This window comes from Pseudomonas sp. RA_15y_Pfl2_54 (assembly GCF_963971015.1).
Taxonomy (GTDB): domain Bacteria; phylum Pseudomonadota; class Gammaproteobacteria; order Pseudomonadales; family Pseudomonadaceae; genus Aquipseudomonas; species Aquipseudomonas baetica_A.
On the sequence record NZ_CAXAPN010000034.1, the window covers coordinates 47,255 to 65,137 of the forward strand.

Annotated in this window: 15 protein-coding genes, 1 tRNA gene and 3 pseudogenes; 10 read left to right on the forward strand and 9 right to left on the reverse strand. The window is 59.3% G+C overall.

Annotated elements, in window-relative coordinates; genetic code table 11:
* Nucleotides 1-70 precede the first annotated feature (70 nt).
* Nucleotides 71-682, forward strand: coding sequence for a glutathione transferase GstA (gstA, locus tag AACY50_RS22655; RefSeq protein WP_339433033.1), 612 nt, complete (start codon nt 71-73; stop codon nt 680-682).
* A 92-nt stretch (nt 683-774) separates the two neighbouring features.
* A complete protein-coding gene (locus tag AACY50_RS22660; protein ID WP_339466020.1) occupies nt 775-1,155 on the forward strand; it encodes a RidA family protein in 381 nt (126 codons plus the stop codon).
* Between the two features lie 109 nt (nt 1,156-1,264).
* Here AACY50_RS22660 and AACY50_RS22665 read toward each other — a convergent pair whose 3' ends face one another.
* Entirely contained in the window at nt 1,265-1,531 is a 267-nt protein-coding gene (locus tag AACY50_RS22665) for a hypothetical protein (protein ID WP_339433031.1), read from the reverse strand.
* A gap of 442 nt (nt 1,532-1,973) precedes the next feature.
* On the opposite strand from AACY50_RS22665, the gene AACY50_RS22670 reads away from it, so the two are divergent.
* A complete protein-coding gene (locus tag AACY50_RS22670; protein ID WP_339433030.1) occupies nt 1,974-3,962 on the forward strand; it encodes a peptidase U32 family protein in 1,989 nt (662 codons plus the stop codon).
* Nucleotides 3,963-4,077: 115 nt separating this feature from the next.
* Here the strand turns inward: AACY50_RS22670 and AACY50_RS22675 are convergent.
* A tRNA-Gln gene (locus AACY50_RS22675) sits at nt 4,078-4,152 on the reverse strand.
* 445 nt (nt 4,153-4,597) lie between these two features.
* Between AACY50_RS22675 and AACY50_RS22680 the strand changes: the two are divergent.
* Nucleotides 4,598-4,750, forward strand: a pseudogene (locus tag AACY50_RS22680) (alpha/beta hydrolase); the annotation flags it as partial.
* A 7-nt stretch (nt 4,751-4,757) separates the two neighbouring features.
* On the opposite strand, the gene AACY50_RS22685 reads toward AACY50_RS22680, so the two are convergent.
* A complete protein-coding gene (locus AACY50_RS22685; RefSeq protein WP_339433029.1) occupies nt 4,758-5,768 on the reverse strand; it encodes a GlxA family transcriptional regulator in 1,011 nt (336 codons plus the stop codon).
* Nucleotides 5,769-5,849: 81 nt separating this feature from the next.
* On the opposite strand from AACY50_RS22685, the pseudogene AACY50_RS22690 reads away from it, so the two are divergent.
* Nucleotides 5,850-5,957, forward strand: a pseudogene (locus AACY50_RS22690) (LysR family transcriptional regulator); the annotation flags it as partial.
* A 19-nt stretch (nt 5,958-5,976) separates the two neighbouring features.
* On the opposite strand, the gene AACY50_RS22695 reads toward AACY50_RS22690, so the two are convergent.
* Both AACY50_RS22695 and AACY50_RS22700 read right to left on the reverse strand, forming a co-directional pair.
* The gene (locus AACY50_RS22695; RefSeq protein ID WP_339433028.1) at nt 5,977-7,137 is read right to left on the reverse strand and encodes a radical SAM protein; all 1,161 of its coding nucleotides are present in this window, start codon (nt 7,135-7,137) and stop codon (nt 5,977-5,979) included.
* Between the two features lie 144 nt (nt 7,138-7,281).
* A pseudogene (locus tag AACY50_RS22700) lies at nt 7,282-7,749 on the reverse strand (LysR substrate-binding domain-containing protein); the annotation flags it as partial.
* Between the two features lie 7 nt (nt 7,750-7,756).
* Here AACY50_RS22700 and AACY50_RS22705 point away from each other — a divergent pair.
* The 5 genes from AACY50_RS22705 (at nt 7,757) to phnE (ending at nt 11,566) form a co-directional block, all read left to right on the forward strand.
* Nucleotides 7,757-8,158 (forward strand): RidA family protein, encoded by a 402-nt coding sequence (locus AACY50_RS22705; protein WP_339539205.1) that lies wholly within the window; start codon nt 7,757-7,759, stop codon nt 8,156-8,158.
* Between the two features lie 168 nt (nt 8,159-8,326).
* A complete protein-coding gene (locus AACY50_RS22710) occupies nt 8,327-9,190 on the forward strand; it encodes a putative selenate ABC transporter substrate-binding protein (RefSeq protein WP_221732561.1) in 864 nt (287 codons plus the stop codon).
* Nucleotides 9,187-9,984, forward strand: a complete 798-nt coding sequence (locus AACY50_RS22715) for a phosphonate ABC transporter ATP-binding protein (RefSeq protein WP_339539206.1) — start codon at nt 9,187-9,189, stop codon at nt 9,982-9,984. Before AACY50_RS22710 ends, AACY50_RS22715 begins: the two co-directional genes overlap by 4 nt.
* Nucleotides 9,978-10,802: a PhnE/PtxC family ABC transporter permease gene (locus AACY50_RS22720; protein WP_339496032.1), complete on the forward strand. Its 825-nt coding sequence runs from the start codon at nt 9,978-9,980 to the stop codon at nt 10,800-10,802. The genes AACY50_RS22715 and AACY50_RS22720 overlap by 7 nt, the downstream gene beginning before the upstream one ends.
* Nucleotides 10,799-11,566, forward strand: coding sequence for a phosphonate ABC transporter, permease protein PhnE (gene phnE / locus AACY50_RS22725; protein ID WP_339466028.1), 768 nt, complete (start codon nt 10,799-10,801; stop codon nt 11,564-11,566). The genes AACY50_RS22720 and phnE overlap by 4 nt, the downstream gene beginning before the upstream one ends.
* A 14-nt stretch (nt 11,567-11,580) precedes the next feature.
* Here phnE and AACY50_RS22730 read toward each other — a convergent pair whose 3' ends face one another.
* From AACY50_RS22730 to AACY50_RS22745, 4 genes are read right to left on the reverse strand one after another with little or no spacing between them, the layout of a single operon-like run.
* A complete protein-coding gene (locus AACY50_RS22730) occupies nt 11,581-14,487 on the reverse strand; it encodes a bpX6 domain-containing protein (RefSeq protein WP_339433024.1) in 2,907 nt (968 codons plus the stop codon).
* Nucleotides 14,474-16,300, reverse strand: a complete 1,827-nt coding sequence (locus tag AACY50_RS22735; protein WP_339433023.1) for a hypothetical protein — start codon at nt 16,298-16,300, stop codon at nt 14,474-14,476. The genes AACY50_RS22730 and AACY50_RS22735 overlap by 14 nt, the downstream gene beginning before the upstream one ends.
* Entirely contained in the window at nt 16,300-16,734 is a 435-nt protein-coding gene (locus AACY50_RS22740) for a bpX5 domain-containing protein (protein ID WP_339466030.1), read from the reverse strand. The genes AACY50_RS22735 and AACY50_RS22740 overlap by 1 nt, the downstream gene beginning before the upstream one ends.
* Nucleotides 16,731-17,852 (reverse strand): AAA family ATPase, encoded by a 1,122-nt coding sequence (locus tag AACY50_RS22745; RefSeq protein ID WP_339466032.1) that lies wholly within the window; start codon nt 17,850-17,852, stop codon nt 16,731-16,733. Before AACY50_RS22745 ends, AACY50_RS22740 begins: the two co-directional genes overlap by 4 nt.
* Nucleotides 17,853-17,883: the final 31 nt, after the last annotated feature.

Sequence of the window (17,883 nt, forward strand, 5' to 3'; positions counted from 1 at the left end):
ACTCGAAATGACCTTTGCGAAGCCTGAGACGACGAGTGATCCTGACACCTTCTTTCAGCCAGGAAGTGCCATGAAACTGTATTTCGCGCCCATGACCTGCTCCCTCTCCCCGCACATTGTCCTGCTGGAATTGGGCTTGCCGTTCGAACTGATTCGCGTCAATAACCAGAGCAAATGCACCGCCGACGGGCGCGACTTTCGCAAGATCAACCCCAAGGGGTACGTTGCAGCGCTGGAACTGGATAACGGCGAGGTCCTGACGGAGGGGCCGGCGATTCTTCAATATCTGGCGGATCAGGCGCCGGGCCACGCAATGGCAGCGGCCAACGGCACCTGGGAGCGCTCGAGGTTGCAGGAACATCTGAACTTCATCAGCGCCGAAATCCATGGTGGCAGCGCCCCGCTGTTCAGTGCTGAGTTCCCGGAAGCGATCAAAACCGTTTTCAGGCAAAAGCTCTTCAAACGTCTGGATTACCTGAGCGGCAGCCTCTCGGATCAGGACTATCTGATGGGTACGTTCACAGTTGCCGATGCTTATCTGTTCACCGTGCTCACATGGCTACCGACCTTCAATATCGACATAGAAAACTGGCCGGCCCTCGCCAGTTATAGTCGCCGCGTCGCTACACGACCCAGTGTCCTGTCAGCCCTCGCGGCAGAGGCGGCGACGCTGCCTGTGTGATCCGGATTGCCAGTACGTTTTCTCTGAAGGGGCCATGTCCGTAGGGAATCTGTAAACTGCCGCGATATTCACTCGCTCAGACAAGGACTCCCATGGCCAACCAAAACATCACCTTCACCCCCGATCCGGACGCCGACTCCATTTCCTCCGACGTCGCGACGTTCGGCGGGATCATGGTCTCCACCCAGATTCCGACCCGCGCCGATGGCAACCTGGAACTGGGTGGCATTACCGAACAAAGCGAATGCACACTGCAAGCGCTGAAAGTTGCCCTGGAACGTGCCGGTAGTTCGATGGATCGGGTCATGCACCTGACCATCTACCTCACCGATATGGCTGATCGCGCCGCGTTCAACGAGGTTTACAAGCGCTTCTTCGCCAAGCCGTGGCCGGTTCGTGCAGCCGTAGGCGTTGCCTCGCTGGCCGTAGAAGGCATGCGTGTGGAAGTGACCGCAATGGCCGCCAAGGCCTGACATCACACCACAAATTCCTTAATGAGCAGTTTGCGCATTAAGGCTTGCGGGCAGGCGACATCGACGCTGAATGTATCGCCGCCCTCAAGGGTAAAGCAGCACGTTGAGTTCAAAGTGGACCTGTTGCTTTGAGAAAGACGCTTTCACTTGAAATATGATAATGCTCTTCGTCATATTCGAAGTCCGTTTCAAAAACCACCTCAATTGTTTTAGATACTTTATCTCTCTTGAAAGAAACTGCGCCTTTGAGAAGGGTAATTATGCCGGCATGGGATACAAAGACTCCCGAAACCCCTTCGCCAAAGTGAACGAATTCGTACGTGCCATCTTCCATAGATCGCGCAAGCACAATCGAAAGCTGTACAAACTCATCCAATGGCGCGCTACGACCGATGATGCTGATAGTGCCCTCGCTTAATGATTCATATATAAACTGAGCCGCCGAAAAACCTCCTCGACCATCGGAAATGGTGTTGAGAATTTAACGTCGAAAACATTATTTCTCACGGCACAAGCCGTACCAGCCTTTAGCGTTTCTTCATCAAGATCATTCGTTGCATAATATTCAGTTTTTTTCATGACCAGGCACCCTTGATTCCCAAACTAACAAACCGGAATTTAGACAGCTGCGCACACCGGACTATCGGGCGATGAATGTGTTTGAATATTGGCGATTAAACAACTGATAGAAACCACAGTTATGGAATTTTCAGAACTGTGCCAGCGGACTCAATACACCTGAATCGGCATACGGGTGCCGGTCGGCCATTTCGCAGGTACAATGCGCGACTAACCGTGACAGCCTGACTAAAAAAACTATGTCCTTGCCCAAGCACCACCTGGAATTGCTCAGCCCTGCCCGCGATGTGGCCATCGCCCGTGAGGCGATCCTGCACGGCGCCGACGCCGTGTACATCGGCGGCCCGAGCTTCGGTGCCCGCCACAACGCCTGCAACGAAGTCAGCGAAATCGCCGAACTGGTGGAATTCGCCCGCAAGTATCATGCGCGCATCTTCACCACCATCAATACGATCCTGCACGACAACGAACTGGAACCAGCACGCAAGCTGATCCATCAGCTATACGACGCCGGCGTCGATGCGCTGATCGTCCAGGATCTGGGCGTGATGGAGCTGGACATTCCGCCGATCGAACTGCACGCCTCGACCCAGACCGATATCCGCACCCTGGAGCGGGCGAAGTTCCTCGATCAGGCCGGTTTCTCGCAACTGGTACTGGCCCGCGAACTGAACCTGCAAGAAATCCGCGCAATCGCCGACGAAACCGACGCTGCGATCGAGTTCTTCATTCATGGCGCGCTGTGCGTGGCATTCTCCGGCCAGTGCAACATTTCCCACGCGCAGACCGGCCGCAGCGCCAACCGTGGCGACTGCTCCCAGGCCTGCCGATTGCCTTACACCCTAAAAGATGAAAAGGGTGGCGTGATTGCCTACGAAAAACACCTGCTGTCGATGAAGGACAACAACCAGAGCGCCAACATCCGGGCCCTGGTTGAAGCCGGCGTGCGTTCGTTCAAGATCGAAGGTCGCTACAAAGACATGGGCTACGTGAAGAACATCACCGCCTATTACCGCCAGCGCCTCGACGACGTGCTCGAAGATCGCCCGGACCTGGCCCGTGCCTCCAGCGGCCGCACCGCGCACTTTTTCCTGCCCGATCCGGAAAAGACTTTCCATCGCGGCAGCACCGATTACTTCGTGACCGATCGCAAGATCGACATTGGCGCGTTTGACTCGCCGACGTTCACCGGTCTGCCGGTGGGCACGGTCGAGAAAGTCGGCAAGCGTGATATGCAGGTCGTGACCCACGAGCCGCTGTCCAACGGTGATGGCTTGAACGTGCTGGTCAAACGGGAAGTGGTCGGTTTCCGCGCCAACATCGCTGAGCCAAAAGGCGAGTTCGAAGAAGACGGCGAGAAGCGCTACCGCTATCGCGTAGAGCCTAACGAGATGCCGGAAGGCCTGTACAAGCTGCGCCCGAGCCATCCGTTGAATCGCAACCTCGATCACAACTGGCAACAGGCGCTGCAAAAGACTTCTTCCGAACGTCGCGTGGCGTTGAGCTGGCTCGCCCGCTTGCGTGAAGAACAGCTTGACCTCACCGCCACCAGCGAAGAAGGCATCAGCGCCAGCGTCACGCTTGACGGCCCGTTCGGCGTTGCCAACAAGCCCGAGCAGGCGCTGGAGCAACTGCGCGATCTGCTCGGCCAACTCGGCACCACGCAGTACCACGCCACCGACATCAAACTCGATGCGCCACAAGCGTTCTTCATCCCCAACTCACAGCTCAAATCCCTGCGCCGTGAAGTGATCGAAGCCCTGACTGCCGCCCGTGTCGCCGCTCACCCACGCGGCAGCCGCAAAGCTGAAACCACCCCGCCGCCGGTGTACCCGGACTCGCACCTGACGTTCCTGGCCAACGTGTACAACCAGAAGGCTCGCGACTTCTACCATCGTCACGGCGTGAAGCTGATCGACGCCGCGTATGAAGCGCATGAAGAGCCTGGCGAGGTGCCGGTGATGATCACCAAGCACTGCCTGCGCTTCTCCTTCAACCTGTGCCCGAAACAGGCCAAAGGCGTGACCGGCGTACGCACCAAAGTCGCGCCGATGCAGTTGATCCACGGCGATGAAGTGCTGACGCTGAAGTTCGATTGCAAACCGTGCGAGATGCACATCATTGGCAAGATGAAGGGCCACATCCTCAGCCTGCCGCAACCGGGCAGTGTGGTCGGCCACATCAGCCCCGAAGACCTGATGAAAACCATCCCGCGCGCACCGCACTGAGTGAGGGGCGCGCACGGTGCTCCGGCATCGTGCGCGCCAGCCCTCCTCCGTCGTGGCACAAATCGCAGGCATAAAAAAACGCCAACTTCTTGCGAAGTTGGCGTTTTTCGATATATGGCAGGGGCGGCTGGATTCGAACCAACGCATGGCAGGATCAAAACCTGCTGCCTTACCGCTTGGCGACGCCCCTACAGCTCTTATCAGCGGCTCCGTGAGGATCACTGCGAGAACGGGGCGCAATTTACCAACATTCTTTTCGTTTGTGAAGCACGAAATGAATTATTTTTTGTTTTAAAACAGCGACTTATTATTTTGCCCGGCTTCGGGCCAGTGATCAGTGGGTTTTTCGCTGTGTATCACACTCTGTATAACCCCTCGCCGCGATACAGCGCCTTTCAACAATGACCTGCTTCGACACAGGCCTGATACGTCCCTGCGCTCAAATGCACTCAAGGTTTGAAGGATTTATAAGGAACCCTTGGCCAGGAGCTTGTACAGGAGACGTCACCATGAAGATGGCACGCCGTTGCTGGCGACCAAGGGTTATCGAGTGTTGATGCCCTAGGCGCGAGCTTATGGCGATACGCAGTTCCTCTCCAAAGACACCCTGCGCAATAGGCAACCAGCGGCGCTGGCAGGGCGAAGTAAAATACGCAGCGCTGGAGCAGAAACTGGCCACCGCACCGTCGATCAGTGTGCCGACGGTAACGTTGAAGGGCGATGCTAACGCCGCACCGCACCCGGCGCCTGAGAACTACACCAAGCGCTTGACCGGCAAGTATCAGTTCCCTCGGGTTATTTAACGAGGCGTTTTTCTCTTGAGGGGCGATAGCCGAAGTATGAGCTGTAGCATTTACTGAAATGGCTTGGGGAAACGAAGCCGCAGGCCACCAGCACTTCCACCTGGGAAAGCTCGGTGTGTTGTAGCAAACGCCGCGCTTCGGTGATGCGCAGTTCCAGGTAGTAACGTTGCGGCGTGGTACCGAGTTGCTCCTTGAACAAGCGCTCCAACTGGCGCCGAGATCGCCCGGCATACACCGCCAGTTGTTCCAACTCCAGCGGCTCCTCAAGGTTGGCGTCCATCAACTTCACCACTTCACGCAACGGCGCACTCACGCAGATGTTTTCATCCGGTTTGATCCGCCGGTACCGCGACTCTTCGAACGCCAGAATATCCTCGATGCCTTCGACCAACGCTTTGCCGTGCAAGCCCTTGATCCAATCCAGCGCCATGTGGAAAGCTCCAGACGGACTCGACGCGGTGAGCCGGTCACGATCAATTACATAGGGTTCGCTGCTGACTTGCGTGGCCTTGGCAATCTCGGTGAGCGCCGGACGATGCTCCGGGTGAATCGCGCAGCGATAGCCATCGAGTAATCCGGCGCGCCCGAGAAACCAAGCGCCATTCCACAACCCTGCGAGACTGACGCCCCGCTCCGCCGCCGCGCGCAACAGGCTGATCAATTCATCCGTCGCCTTAAGCTCGGTTCGATAACCACCGCACACCACCAGTAGATCAAGCTCTTGAAGGGCCGCCAGATCAATCCGCACATCCGGGCGAATGACCAAACCCAGATCACTGTTCACCTCACCTTCGCCTAACCCGAACGTGCGGGAAGCAAACAACTCTGCGCGCAACAGATTGGCGGTGATGATGGTATCCAGCGCCTGGGTGAAGGCCGGCAGTGAAAAGTGTTCGAGCAGCAGAAAACCAGTGCGGGTCACGCGGGTGTCAGCTGATTGTTCATTCAAATAGCGGAGGTTTTTCCCCTTCATACCTCCGCTGAATTGGCGTCGTTCGATCAAGGCAGGGTCCTTCGGTCATGTTGTTATCCGCCGATAGTTAGCCTGATGGAACAAAGAGTCAATCACGCCTACGGTTGATGGCTGGTCGAAGACTCGATTCGCGGCCCGAACTGGGCGTTACCGACCCATCGCGACAGTGAGAACGGTCCGATGGCCCAACGCTTTATCGTTTGGCTATCGGATCATCTGCTGTCCGCCTGATCGTTGTTTAAACCACTGTAAAGACACCGGCACCGAGTCTTCCCTCCAAACGGCCAAACAGCAAATAGTGCTGGTAGCCGCTGGAGAAAGCGCCGCTTTGAACGGCTTGCCTGACGTCTTCATTCAATTGAAAGTATTGGGCTTCATCGAAGTTTTCGGCACTGACTTCGCCGGCCCGGCCAAGTTGTTCGCTATCAATCGGCAGTTCGAGAATACTGCGTCGTTGAAAATCGATGATGCGATTAACCGCATGGCTCTCCAACACACCCCGATTGTTATTCATCGAGTAGATATGCATGCCCTTGCTGGCGCATCGATCACACATGTCGGCGCAGTTTTTCTGCGTGGATTTGCGTCGAGTCAGTTCATCAAGGGGCATGTCAAGGTACTTACCCACTTGATATTCGGTCTGATTGAAAATCGAACAACACAGTACCGTATTGCCATTGCAGTCAATTACCAGCCAATCGTCCTTCAGGACACAGATCTGCGGGGGATAGTTTTGGATGACATTCACAAGATCAGCATAAGGCGGCAACGCGAGCCTTTTCAGGGTCTCGAGATCGGTCTCGGTGACAGAGGAATCGCCCTCGACAATCGCCAGGGTCTTCTCCAGCGGCATCATCACGGAATAGCCAGTAGTGAATTTGAAACCCAAGCGCTCACTGAACTCGCGCATCAGCGCTTCTTCTTCCATGTTGTCCAGGTAGCGATGATAGTAAACGTCGACCTGGGTGGCTAAACCATATCGCTGTTTAATGTCATGCAAGGCAATCATGTTTTGTTTTACAACTTCAATATCACCACCCACATGACCCTTCTCATAAGTTTCCTGGTAGAAACCCGAGAGCGATATACGGAAGAACCCTGGCTCGGCCATCAAGGCTTTTTCCATGTTCTTGGCCAGATTCAAGTTAGTGCTGACACCGCTGTTCAAGCCCGCCGCGTTAACGATTTCGATAAACTCGCCAATCTTTGGATGAACCAGCGGCTCGGTCCAGTTGTAGAGAAAGATTGAGCGAACACCTTCACGTTTGGCTTTCTCGACGATCTGCCTGAACATGTCGAGTTGCATGGATTTCTTGAAATTGAGGTTTTCCGAGTTACCCATCGGACAGGAAGGGCAGCTTAAATTACAGGCGCCGACGATATCGATGTACATGTTCATTATGGGTGCAGCTCCTGGAGGCGAAAACCATGCACATCACGACTGCAGGCTTTCAAGTCGCCATTTGTGTAAGTTATTTGACGGCATCGCAGTCGTACAAGCAAAAAGCAAACCAGTCACTCACTACGTCATCAACGCCACCACTCAATCGATAAACACTCGCAACTTCAGGGTTACATGCCGGCTGGGCGGATACGCTACATACAGAGGCATCGGCTCAAGTTGCCAATCTTCGAACAGCGGCACTCACTCACCCTCGTGCTACATGGGCGTCGGACATGTACGTGGGCAGCCAGAGGACTCCCATTCCGCGCCGTCCCGACGCGATGTGCCGGCGCGGGCCTGATAAGCAGGCGCGGCAAACACGCCCAGTGGCAAATCCGCGACCTTGCGGGCCATCAGCGACTGATCCAGCAGTTCACTGCCTTGCACCACGCAATCGACGTTTTCATCAATGATATCGACGATGCCAACACTAACGCCCATGTCGAACTGCATATCCGGGCAGCGCGCGTGAAATTCGGGCAATACGGGCATCAGAATCGGACGCGTAGATGGGCTAGGCACATCGACGCGCAGCCGTACCGTGGGTATCGCTGCCGCGCCAGGCAGACACCCCGTGACGCAGCGCGACGTAGTTTTTCCTCCTGAACGCAGAACGCTTTACGAGCGCAATCGCTACTCAGCGGCCATTCGCTCCAACAGCTTTCTCTTTGTCTCGGGACAAGTCGGCAGCACCGAGGACGGCTCACCCGAGCCGGATCTGCAAACCCGGGTGCGCCTGGCCTTCAGCCATTTGAACGCCATCCTCAATGAGTCCGGTTGTACCTTCGGCGACGTGGTGGATGTCACCGTCTTCATCGTCGACCCGCAATCGAAGCTCGAGGCGATCAGGAATGTGGTTCTTTCAGAATTCTGGGGCGACGCGCCACATCCGACCGTGACCGCAGTGGGCGTGACCTGGCTGTATGGTTTCGATTTCGAGATCAAAGTGATTGCCAGATTGCCTGAGTCCAACTGACCTTAAAGCCCGGGAACAAGCTGCTCGCGCCGCGCTCATTTATAAGCGGCGCCTGTCAACACTGGCCTTTGGATCGTCGAATGCGTATAACCTCGCCGTTTCGTCTAACCTGACTTTGCGCCCAGTTGCAGGCGCACCGACATTGACGCTTACGAAACGGAGATTCCCATGCTCAAGCGAACCCTGGCATTGACGGCCGGTCTGGCCCTGTCCTTTTCCGCTCTGGTGGCGCACGCCGCCGATGTGCTGAAGGTCAGCGCCATTCCCGATGAGGCCCCGACCGAGCTGCTGCGCAAATTCGAGCCACTGGGCGCTTATCTGGAACAACAACTGGGCATGAAGGTGCAGTTCGTGCCGGTGGCCGATTACCCGGCGGTAGTAGAAGCACTCGCCACCGACCGTCTCGACATGGCCTGGCTGGGCGGCTTCACCTTTGTTCAGGCGCGCTTGAAGACCGACGCCACCACCCCGGTGATTCCACTGGTGCAGCGCGAACAGGACGCGCAGTTCACCAGCAAATTCATCACGGCTGACCCGAACGTCAAGAGCCTGGCCGACCTGAAAGGCAAGACCTTCGCCTTCGGTTCCGTGTCGTCCACTTCCGGCAGCCTGATGCCGCGTTACTTCATGCTGAAAAATGACGGCATTAAGCCGGAAGCGTATTTCAGCCGCGTCGCCTACTCCGGCGCCCACGACGCCACCGTTGCCTGGGTGCAGGCCGGCAAGGTCGACGCGGGTGTGTTGAACGCCAGTGTCTGGCAGAAACTGGTGGATGCCGGCAAGGTCGACACCACAAAAGTGAAAGTCTTCGCCACCACCCCGCCCTACTTCGATTACAACTGGACCGTGCGCGGCACGCTCGACCCGGCACTGGCGGCGAAGATCAAAAAAGCTTTCCTCGATCTGGACCCGGCCAACCCTGAGCAGAAGAAGATTCTTGATCTGCAGGCGGCCAGCCGCTTCATCGATACCAAGCCTGAGAACTACAAGGGCATCGAGGAAGCCGCCCGCGCTGCCGATCTGCTGAAATGACCTTACGCCTCACCCAAGGTAGCCTGCGTCACGCCAATGGAGTCGACGCGCTTCGCAGCATCGACTTGCAGATTGGCGTCGGCGAACAGGTCGCCATCATCGGCCCGTCCGGCGCTGGTAAATCGAGTTTGCTCAACCTGCTGGCCACCGCTCTGCGGCCCAGCAGCGGTGAGATCCAAGTGCTAGGCGAGCGCGCCTGGCAGTTGTCTGCGCACCAACGGCAGCGCCTGCGCGCGCGTATCGGTCTGGTGCACCAGGCACCGCCCCTGCCGCCGCGTCAACGGGTGGTCACGGCGGTGCTGGCCGGCAAACTCGGGCAGTGGAGTCTGGGCAAAAGTTTGTTGAATCTACTCCATCCGCTGGACGTGCCCGGCGCCCGCGCGGCGTTGGCGCGTCTGGATCTGGGCGATAAGCTGTTCGCCCATTGCCAGCAATTGTCGGGGGGCCAATTGCAGCGCGTCGGCATCGCTCGGGTGCTGTATCAGGCGCCGGAGATTTTGTTGGCCGACGAGCCGGTTTCGGCGATGGACCCAGTCATGGCCGGGCACACGCTGTCGATCCTGTCTCGGCATGCCCGCGAGCACAACGTTACGCTGGTGGCGAGCCTGCACGCGGTGGATCTGGCGCTCTCGCACTTTCCTCGCATCATCGGTTTGCGAGAGGGGCAGATTCTGTTCGACAGTCCTTGCGATCAAGTCAGCCCCGAGATGCTCGATGCGCTGTACGCCAACGAAAAAATGCAATCGCCAACGGCTGCGGTGGCGCCTTTGACTGTGCAGATTCCACGATGCTGAGCGCTGATTCACGGGATCCCGCGGCATGGCCACGGCTGCTGTTGACCGTGTTGGCGATTGCCTTGTTGTGGCCGGGGATCCAGCTCAGTGAACTGAATCTGGGCGTGCTGCTACCCGACAGCCAGAATGAAATGGGCCGGTTTGTCGCGCAATTCTGGCCACCGGCGCACGACGAAGCGTTTCTCCAGTTACTGCTCAAAGCCACCTTGCAAACCCTGGCCATCGCCACAGCCGGCATGGCGCTGGCGCTGGTATTGGCGATACCGGCCAGCCTGATCGCCAGTCGCGCCCTATCGCTGTCCGCGGCCTCGAGGGGCGGTGTTCCAAGTCGGCTGGGGCGTTTGCTGCGCTGGCCGATTCGCGGCTTGCTGATCTTTTTGCGCAGCGTGCCGGAAATCGTCTGGGCGCTGCTGTTCGTGCGCGCCGTCGGGTTAGGGCCGGCGGCGGGTGTGCTGGCAATCGCCATCACCTACAGCGGCATGCTCGGCAAGGTTTACGCGGAGATTTTCGAGTCCACCAGTCAGCGGCCGGCACACGCGTTGTTGCAGGCTGGCAGTGGCCGACTGGCTGCTTTTGCCTACGGTATTCTGCCCAATGTGGCGGCGGAATTATTGTCGTACACGGTGTATCGATGGGAGTGCGCGATCCGCGCTTCGGTGGTGATGGGCTTTGTTGGTGCCGGAGGGCTCGGCCAGCAAATCGATCTGTCGATCCGCATGTTCGCTGGCGGTGAGGTCGCCAGTATTCTGCTGACCTTCCTGCTGCTGGTGCTCGCAGCCGATCAACTTAGCCGCTTGCTGCGCTGGAGACTGGCATGAATCGCCTGATCAATCTGTTGCTGATCGCGGGTATCGGTGTGGCCGTCATCGCTGCTTTCACTTACCTGAGCCTCGACATCAGCGAACTGGGCAGCGCCACCAGCCTGAAACAGATGGCGGCGTATGTGCAGCGCTTTTTCAGCCCGGATCTGAGTGCGGATTACCTGAAAGCCATTTTCAAAGGCTCGATGGAAACGTTGGCCATGTCAGCTATTGGAACCCTGCTCGCGGCGTTGTTCGGCATCCTCCTCGCCCTGCCCGCTGCCGGGCGTTTCGGCTGGCCGCTGCAAAGTGTTTCGCGCCTGTTGCTCAACGGCCTGCGGGCGATCCCCGAGCTGGTCTGGGCCGCGCTGATGGTGCTCGCCGCCGGCCTGGGCCCAAACGCTGGCACCCTCGCCCTTGCCCTACACACCACTGGCGTGCTCGGCCGATTGTTCGCCGAAGCCCTGGAAAACACCCCGCCGCAACCCGCCGAAGCGATCCGTTTGCAGGGCGGCAACCCGATCCTCGCCTTCTGCTACGGCACCTTGCCCAACCTTGCGCCGCAACTGCTCGCCTACTGCCTGTATCGCTGGGAGAACAACATCCGAATGGCCAGCGTGCTGGGTTTTGTCGGCGCTGGCGGGCTCGGGCAGATGCTGTATGTGAGCCTGAGCCTGTTTCAGGAAGCGCAGGCCAGCACAGTGATTCTGGCGATGCTGGTGCTGGTGTTTGCGGTGGACTGGTTGAGTGCGTGGAGCCGCCAGCGCTGGGTTAAAGCGTAGGCGGCCCGGCCGGTTCAATTCAGCGAAAGGTTGTGTTGGGTGGCCGCGTCGACGTTGATATGACTGAAACGCCCATGGTGATCGAACAGCAAGAAATCGGGCCCGAAACAGCGTAATTGCGCACCGTGCAAAGGCCATTGCAACGTGGCGCAGAGTTGGTCGCTGCCGCGATGAATGAAATGCCACCGCATCTGGTGATCGTTGATCAGGTAACGAGTCAGCATCCATTGGCCATGCAGATGCAGATACACATCCAGCCCATCGCTTTCTTGCGCATCCAGCCCCGGTAACCGGTAGCCTTTGCGCCCGCCGATCCACTCAACCACCAGAACAGGATCTTCATTGTCAGCCAGTTTGAGTGTTGCGCCGAGTACCCGACCATCGGTGTCGAGCAACCGGAAACTGCCCACTGGCAAGGCCGGCATCAAATCCCGACTGATCAGCCGACGCTCGGGCAAGCGGTAGTGCCACAGATACAAGCCCTGGTCCGGGTGAGTCAGCCACAGCAGTTCGTTTTGCGCATCATCTTTCATGCCGCAGACCTGACCCGGCAAATCGCTGACATGCCACAGGGTTTCGAATCCATGATCGACATCGACTACCCGTACCTGCCGATCCCGTCCGACGGTCCAGGTCAAACCGTCGAATGACCGGGCGAACACGTCAAACCGCTGCACGCCCAGATCTGTCGCACTGCGCGTGACCAGATCGAGCTTGCTGATACGCCAGACATCATCGCGTCGGGCCAGCACCAGTACGACCTGCCGGTCATGGGCCAGCACTATGTCGTGTGCCGGCACCGGGAAATGGCACAGGCTCTGACCTTGCGCATCGATTACCATCGCCCCCGCCTCACCCAACGCGAGCAAATAACGCCCCTGCTCCAGCGGCACCGCATCGAGAATCTTGCGGTTGCCCATGAACGGGGCTGTCCATTCAAGTGGCTCACCCACTTGCGACAACGAGACCCTCGCGGCGAGGGTCGGTAACGCCCCCGGCAGGTCGGCCTGCAACAGTTTGTCCTTGCTCATGCTGACCAGTGCCTGCAATTGCAGATGCGTCAAGCGACAATGGCCGTCGATCTGGTCGGCCAGCACCGCGTGCACGATGGCACCGGCCAGCCAGGCCAGCGCACTCACGTGCGTCTTGTGCTGCAACAAAATCTCGGCCAATGCCGCGCGCTCGGCGTGACGCGCCGGATCATCGCGCAGTTGCTCGACCCACTCGGCGTAAGCCTGCAAGGTATCGGGCAACAGCACCGCCCGTTTCACCAATGCGCCCAACGCTAGCTTCCCCCCCGCCGCTTCAGCATCCAGCAGCCACTGGGCAGCACGTTGGCGCTCTGCGGTCAGCGGCCAGATCACCTCGACGGCTTGCAGCCAGAGGCCCTTGCGGGTCAGCGATTCGGCCCATTCCAGACGCAAACGGTCGGCGCTGTCCGGCCACTTGCCTTGCAGCAATGTCACGGCGGCTGCAAACGCGTCGTCACGCCGGGCGACCAGCAAGGCGCGCTGCCAGTTATCGGCCAGACATAGCAGGCGCACGATCATCGCAGACGGCATATCCCAGGCCAGCGCGAGGTCGGCGGCTTGTTGCAGCCGTCCGTGCTTCTCCAGATAGTCGAGCGACTCCTGACGCACCTTGAGCAGCTCGGCGAGCACGAACACCGCTTCCTCAATGCGGCCCTCGCGATCCAGACGCTCAAAGGTCTGCCGGTAGATCTGCCGCAGATGCGCTTCCATGTCGTGTTCGAACCTGATCGAGCGCGTGGGTCCACGGCCGTGGTCGATCATCAGATCCTCACGGCGCTGCGGCGTACCGAACGATTGCTCGCCGCTGCTCTGCTCGCTGCCCAATGGAATAGCGTGACGCAGCGCCTCTTCGAAATCGCCGTCCTCGAACATATCGAGCATGCGCCGCATGTAGGCGGCCTGACGTTTGCCATACAGAGCCGACAGACGCGAATTTTCAGTCAGGCGCGTCACCCAGCGCCGCCAGCGCGACGGCTTGGCTTTGACCGGTGTGGCGCGGGCGTCGATGCCGGGCTCGGCGACACGGGGAGCCGAAGGCAGCACTGGCGCCGGTCGGCGCAACAGGTGGCGCAGCCCGGCCAATATCAGAGTCAGGGCAATCCCGCCGATCAACGTCCCGACCACGATGGCGCTGATTTGCACCGAGACCGGCGACGCTGTTTTCGCCGGCAAGCCTTGCAGTCCGGGATTTTGTCCCTGCGACCCCATCCATAAAACCGCTATCAGAATCGCCAGGGTCACAACGAGCTTCAGCCACGGCAAAGGCGTGTCAGCCGATTGCGTCCACCCCGTTTCTTTCGCCGTGACGGCTTGATAGGCCGGCTCCTTCGCCGCGATTTGCTGACGTTCCAGCAACGCTTTCATGACCTGTGCCTGCTCGGGGCTGACCGGACGCAACGCGTCGCCAAGAATTTCCCGAAGGTCGGTGACCACGGTCACGGGCTCAAGCACTGGCTCCGGCAGCACGTTGCGACAGTCATAGGTGTCGAGCAAGGTGAGGCCACTGATGTCAAGCCAGTCACCCGGTGCCAGGACCACGGCATCGCGCAAATGCAGGGCACTGACGTGACTGCCGCGCACCAGCCAAAGGTCGGCAGCCGGCAGGTTGCGCATTTCCTGCGGATCGAGCAGCGCCGAACACAGTGCGGTGCCTTGACGAGTCAGCGGCCAACCGGTCAACGCCTCGCATTGCACGGCGATGGGCTGGCGAAAGCGCAACAGATCACCGTCGGCGAAACGGTAGGCCCGGGCCTCGGTTTGCCAGTGTTCGAGGAGCAGTCGGGCGCGTTCGCTTTCGTCGAAACGATCGGCGGAAAACCACAGGCCCTCGATGTGTTGGTGCCCGGTCAAGAGCGGACGGCGGATCAATGCCGCGTCATGTCCAGTCATCGGTGCCTTCCTTCTTGTACGGCTGATCGTTGCAGAACGTTTGCAGGCGCATCAGGCGCTGCGGCACCGAATACACCAGCAACTCGCGGGTGCTGGTCAGCACGGCGAGCACGCCACTCATGGGGCAAAAACTTGATTTGGCGATGGTATCGGTAGTGGTGAATAACACGCGTTGCTCGCCTTCGTAATGAATGGCTACGGCCTGCCGACCGAGCAACAGCAGGGAATAGGGCTCATTGTCCTCTTTCAGCAGGCCGATACCTTTCCAGCCGGGTGCCAGGTCAATTCTTTGCGTTTCGAAAGCAGAGCCGTCGGCCGATACCACGCGCCAGCTCTCGCACTCGTCATTTTTCAAGGTCAGCAACGCACAGCTATCGAGATACCTGCGCCGCCCGCCGACAAACAGCACCTGACTGATGTGCTCGGCCAAACCCACGTCAACTGCAGCCGAGACCTCGCCGTCAGGGTCAACCGTGTGTGCGTGCAAGCGATTACCTTCGCGGCGCACAAAAGTCGCCGTGCTGCCGAACGTCTTGGCCAGACCCAAGACATTATTCGTCAGGTGATGAGTATGCCGGGGCAAGGGCTTGGCCGGTGAGCGCCCGGTCTCCAGCACCCAGAACGCCAGATGCCCCTGGGTATCGAGCAAGAACAATCGGCCGCTCGAGTGATTGCGCAATCCGGCCACCGGCAGGAATGTGGCAGTGCCGGGCAGCAGTTTCAGTTCTTCGGGGCATGGCTTGTCGACCGATTTAAGGCCCGGCATGTTCCAGAACGACAATTTCCATGCGTCACTCAGAACGGCACCCAAAGCTCTGCCAAAGAACGTCGGAGCCAACGGTGTTTTTCCGACAGCCCACAGATTGCGGCGTATCTCGATCGGCTTCTTCTGGTTCTGTGCCGGCAACTTGATCACCACCATGCCCGGTTCATCGAGCATCTTCATGGCGACATGGGTACCCGCGCTGGAAATCACTGGCGGCAAGGTCAGCGACACACGCGGAACGCACCCCTTGGCGGCTGGCGCAGTCGCGACCACTTCGCCTTCGAACTGGCCTTTGAGCAACTGCAAGGCCAGGCGCTCATCGGGAACCGGCAAAGTCACGCGCCGGGAGCCCGCCGCTTGCAGCGCCACCGACAGACTGCGTCCGTCGAGGCTGCGCGATACCTGGACGCGATGGGTGCAGGACAAGCCCTCGGTCGCGGACAAGCGCTGGCCCACCAGCCAGCACTCGCCGACGGGCTCCGGTTGCGCATTCAATCCGTCACGCCAGGCCTGCCAGTGCCCGGTGTCAACGGTTTTGAAGGTACGGGCGCTGAGCAAGCATTTGAGCTGTGCTGCACTGTCGAGCGCATGCAGTTCCGGTGCCTGCTGCAAAATGCCCCAGCGCAGCTCGGCGCCAGCGTCTTTGGCACGACGTGCAAGCAGGATCAGCAAGGCCATGTGAACCAGACGCGCGGCGCCCAGTTGCAGCGGCCCGGCATCGAACAGCACAACCATCAAGCGGCTGGCCTGATGCGAGCGATATTGCGGCGCGAGAAACAGATGCTCACCCACCACGGCCCGGCGCAGAAACTCGTCGGGCACTTCATCGGCCAGCAACCATTCACTCGACAACAACCGCTCATAAGGGCCACGACGTTGCAGATCGGCCAAGCCGTCGGGCTCGGGCACCCCGCCCTGCTGTTGGCCGCGCAGCGGACCCAGCACCGGATCCAGACGCCCGAACAGGTCAGCAAACAGGGGTAGTTGTTCTGGGGCAAACCATTGCAGCCAGTCGCGCCAGGGGTGCAGCGATTCCGGTAATTGCATCAGCGGCCCGCCCAATAAGCATCAATGCGCTGCAAATGCTGCGCAGTCACTGGCAACAAACGATCCAGCGGCACCACGGCGGCTGGCTCGCGCCAGAGCAGCAGCGGCGCCCGCGCGAATCTATTGGACAGCGCAAGCCCCAGCAGGTCTGTCGGCCGGTCGGGCTCCCAACTGGTTGGCAGCCACAGCCCCGGTGCACGGTCGTCCATCGCCGCATATGCCACGCCGTCGACCCACGGCAGATCCGTTGCGACACCGGTCACCACCAACACGTCACGATTGGCCGTGGCTTGCAGGCGCCCGGCCTGTTCCTCGGGGATCGACAGCAACCGTGCGTGCAAGCGCCGCGCGACGTCGCCCCACGCCACGGCGGCCTGGGGTCTGACCGGCGTGCGCCGTGACTGCCAGGCCCAACTCATCGGTTTGATCGTCATGCCGCAGACGTCAGCAGACGCGCCACCTGACCGCGCACATCCTGCAACGACGACGGAATGGTCTGTTCGTTGAAATTGGCGTCGATTTCGCGCAGCAGGCCTTCGAGCAAGGCACTCGCCGGTGGCTCGTTGCGCGCCAGATAATCCTCGCCGGTTTCCAGCAAGCGACTGAGCCGCGACATCGGCTGCAAGGTGGCTTCTTCCACAGCGCTAAACAAATGACTGTTATTGGACTGGGCGAAGATCTCGCGCAGTACTTCGCGACCATGCTGCTGGGTTTCCTTGGTCGGCAGCACATACAGCAACGGCCACAGATCCGCTTCGCTGGCCTCAAGTCGCCCACCGAGCAATGCCGCGGCGGCGATCAGGCGCTGGGATTTGACGATGCGTCGATCCGACAACTGAATACCGGCCTCGCGCAGTCGGCGAATGGCCTGGGCCAGTGCCGGACGAACAGCCGTCATGACGACGTTTTTCAAAGCCTGGCCGAGCGTGTCCAGTTGGCTCAGGCCCAGCAGTTGCTGAACCGGCCGCTGCTCGGATTGCCAACCGCCGGCGAGCATCGCTTCAAGCTGATTGTCCGGCACCGACTCGACAAACAGGTGCAGCAGGAATCGGTCACCAAAGGCTGCCAGCGCTTCATCATCCGGCAGACCATTGGAGGCGCCGACACACACTCGCAACGGGCACTGAATCTGCGTGTGACCTCGACGAAAACGGCGTTCGTTGAGCACGCCAAGCAAGGTATTGAGGATCGCCGTCGAGCCGAGGAAAACCTCGTCGAGAAAGACGATATCGGCTTCCGGGAGCATACCGCTGACATCCGTTTCTACCGTGCCTTCACGGAGCTTTTTCAGGTCGACCGCGCCAAACAGCTCCGACGGCTCGGTGAAGCGCCCCAGCAGGTATTCGAAATAACGCCCACCCATCGATTGCGCCACCCGCCGCACCACCGCGCTTTTCGCGGTGCCCGGTGGGCCGATGACCAGAATATGCTCCTGCGCCACAGCGGCCAGAACAATCAGCTCCGCCAACTGTTCACGCCCTACAAGGCCTTCGGTGGCGACCCGAACGGCCTGACGGATTTGCGCGGCAGCGCTCTGCAATGAAGCATTCATGGGCGTCGTCCCTGAAAAATGGATTCTTGAA

Bases quoted from the DNA above. Each gene is read 5' to 3' on its own strand.
- gstA (WP_339433033.1), top strand. From the start codon at position 71: ATGAAACTGTATTTCGCGCCCATGACCTGCTCCCTCTCCCCGCACATT.
- AACY50_RS22660 (WP_339466020.1), top strand. From the start codon at position 775: ATGGCCAACCAAAACATCACCTTCACCCCCGATCCGGACGCCGACTCC.
- AACY50_RS22670 (WP_339433030.1), top strand. From the start codon at position 1,974: ATGTCCTTGCCCAAGCACCACCTGGAATTGCTCAGCCCTGCCCGCGAT.
- AACY50_RS22695 (WP_339433028.1), bottom strand. From the start codon at position 7,137: ATGAACATGTACATCGATATCGTCGGCGCCTGTAATTTAAGCTGCCCT.
- AACY50_RS22710 (WP_221732561.1), top strand. From the start codon at position 8,327: ATGCTCAAGCGAACCCTGGCATTGACGGCCGGTCTGGCCCTGTCCTTT.
- AACY50_RS22715 (WP_339539206.1), top strand. From the start codon at position 9,187: ATGACCTTACGCCTCACCCAAGGTAGCCTGCGTCACGCCAATGGAGTC.
- AACY50_RS22720 (WP_339496032.1), top strand. From the start codon at position 9,978: ATGCTGAGCGCTGATTCACGGGATCCCGCGGCATGGCCACGGCTGCTG.
- phnE (WP_339466028.1), top strand. From the start codon at position 10,799: ATGAATCGCCTGATCAATCTGTTGCTGATCGCGGGTATCGGTGTGGCC.
- AACY50_RS22730 (WP_339433024.1), bottom strand. From the start codon at position 14,487: ATGACTGGACATGACGCGGCATTGATCCGCCGTCCGCTCTTGACCGGG.
- AACY50_RS22735 (WP_339433023.1), bottom strand. From the start codon at position 16,300: ATGCAATTACCGGAATCGCTGCACCCCTGGCGCGACTGGCTGCAATGG.
- AACY50_RS22740 (WP_339466030.1), bottom strand. From the start codon at position 16,734: ATGACGATCAAACCGATGAGTTGGGCCTGGCAGTCACGGCGCACGCCG.
- AACY50_RS22745 (WP_339466032.1), bottom strand. From the start codon at position 17,852: ATGAATGCTTCATTGCAGAGCGCTGCCGCGCAAATCCGTCAGGCCGTT.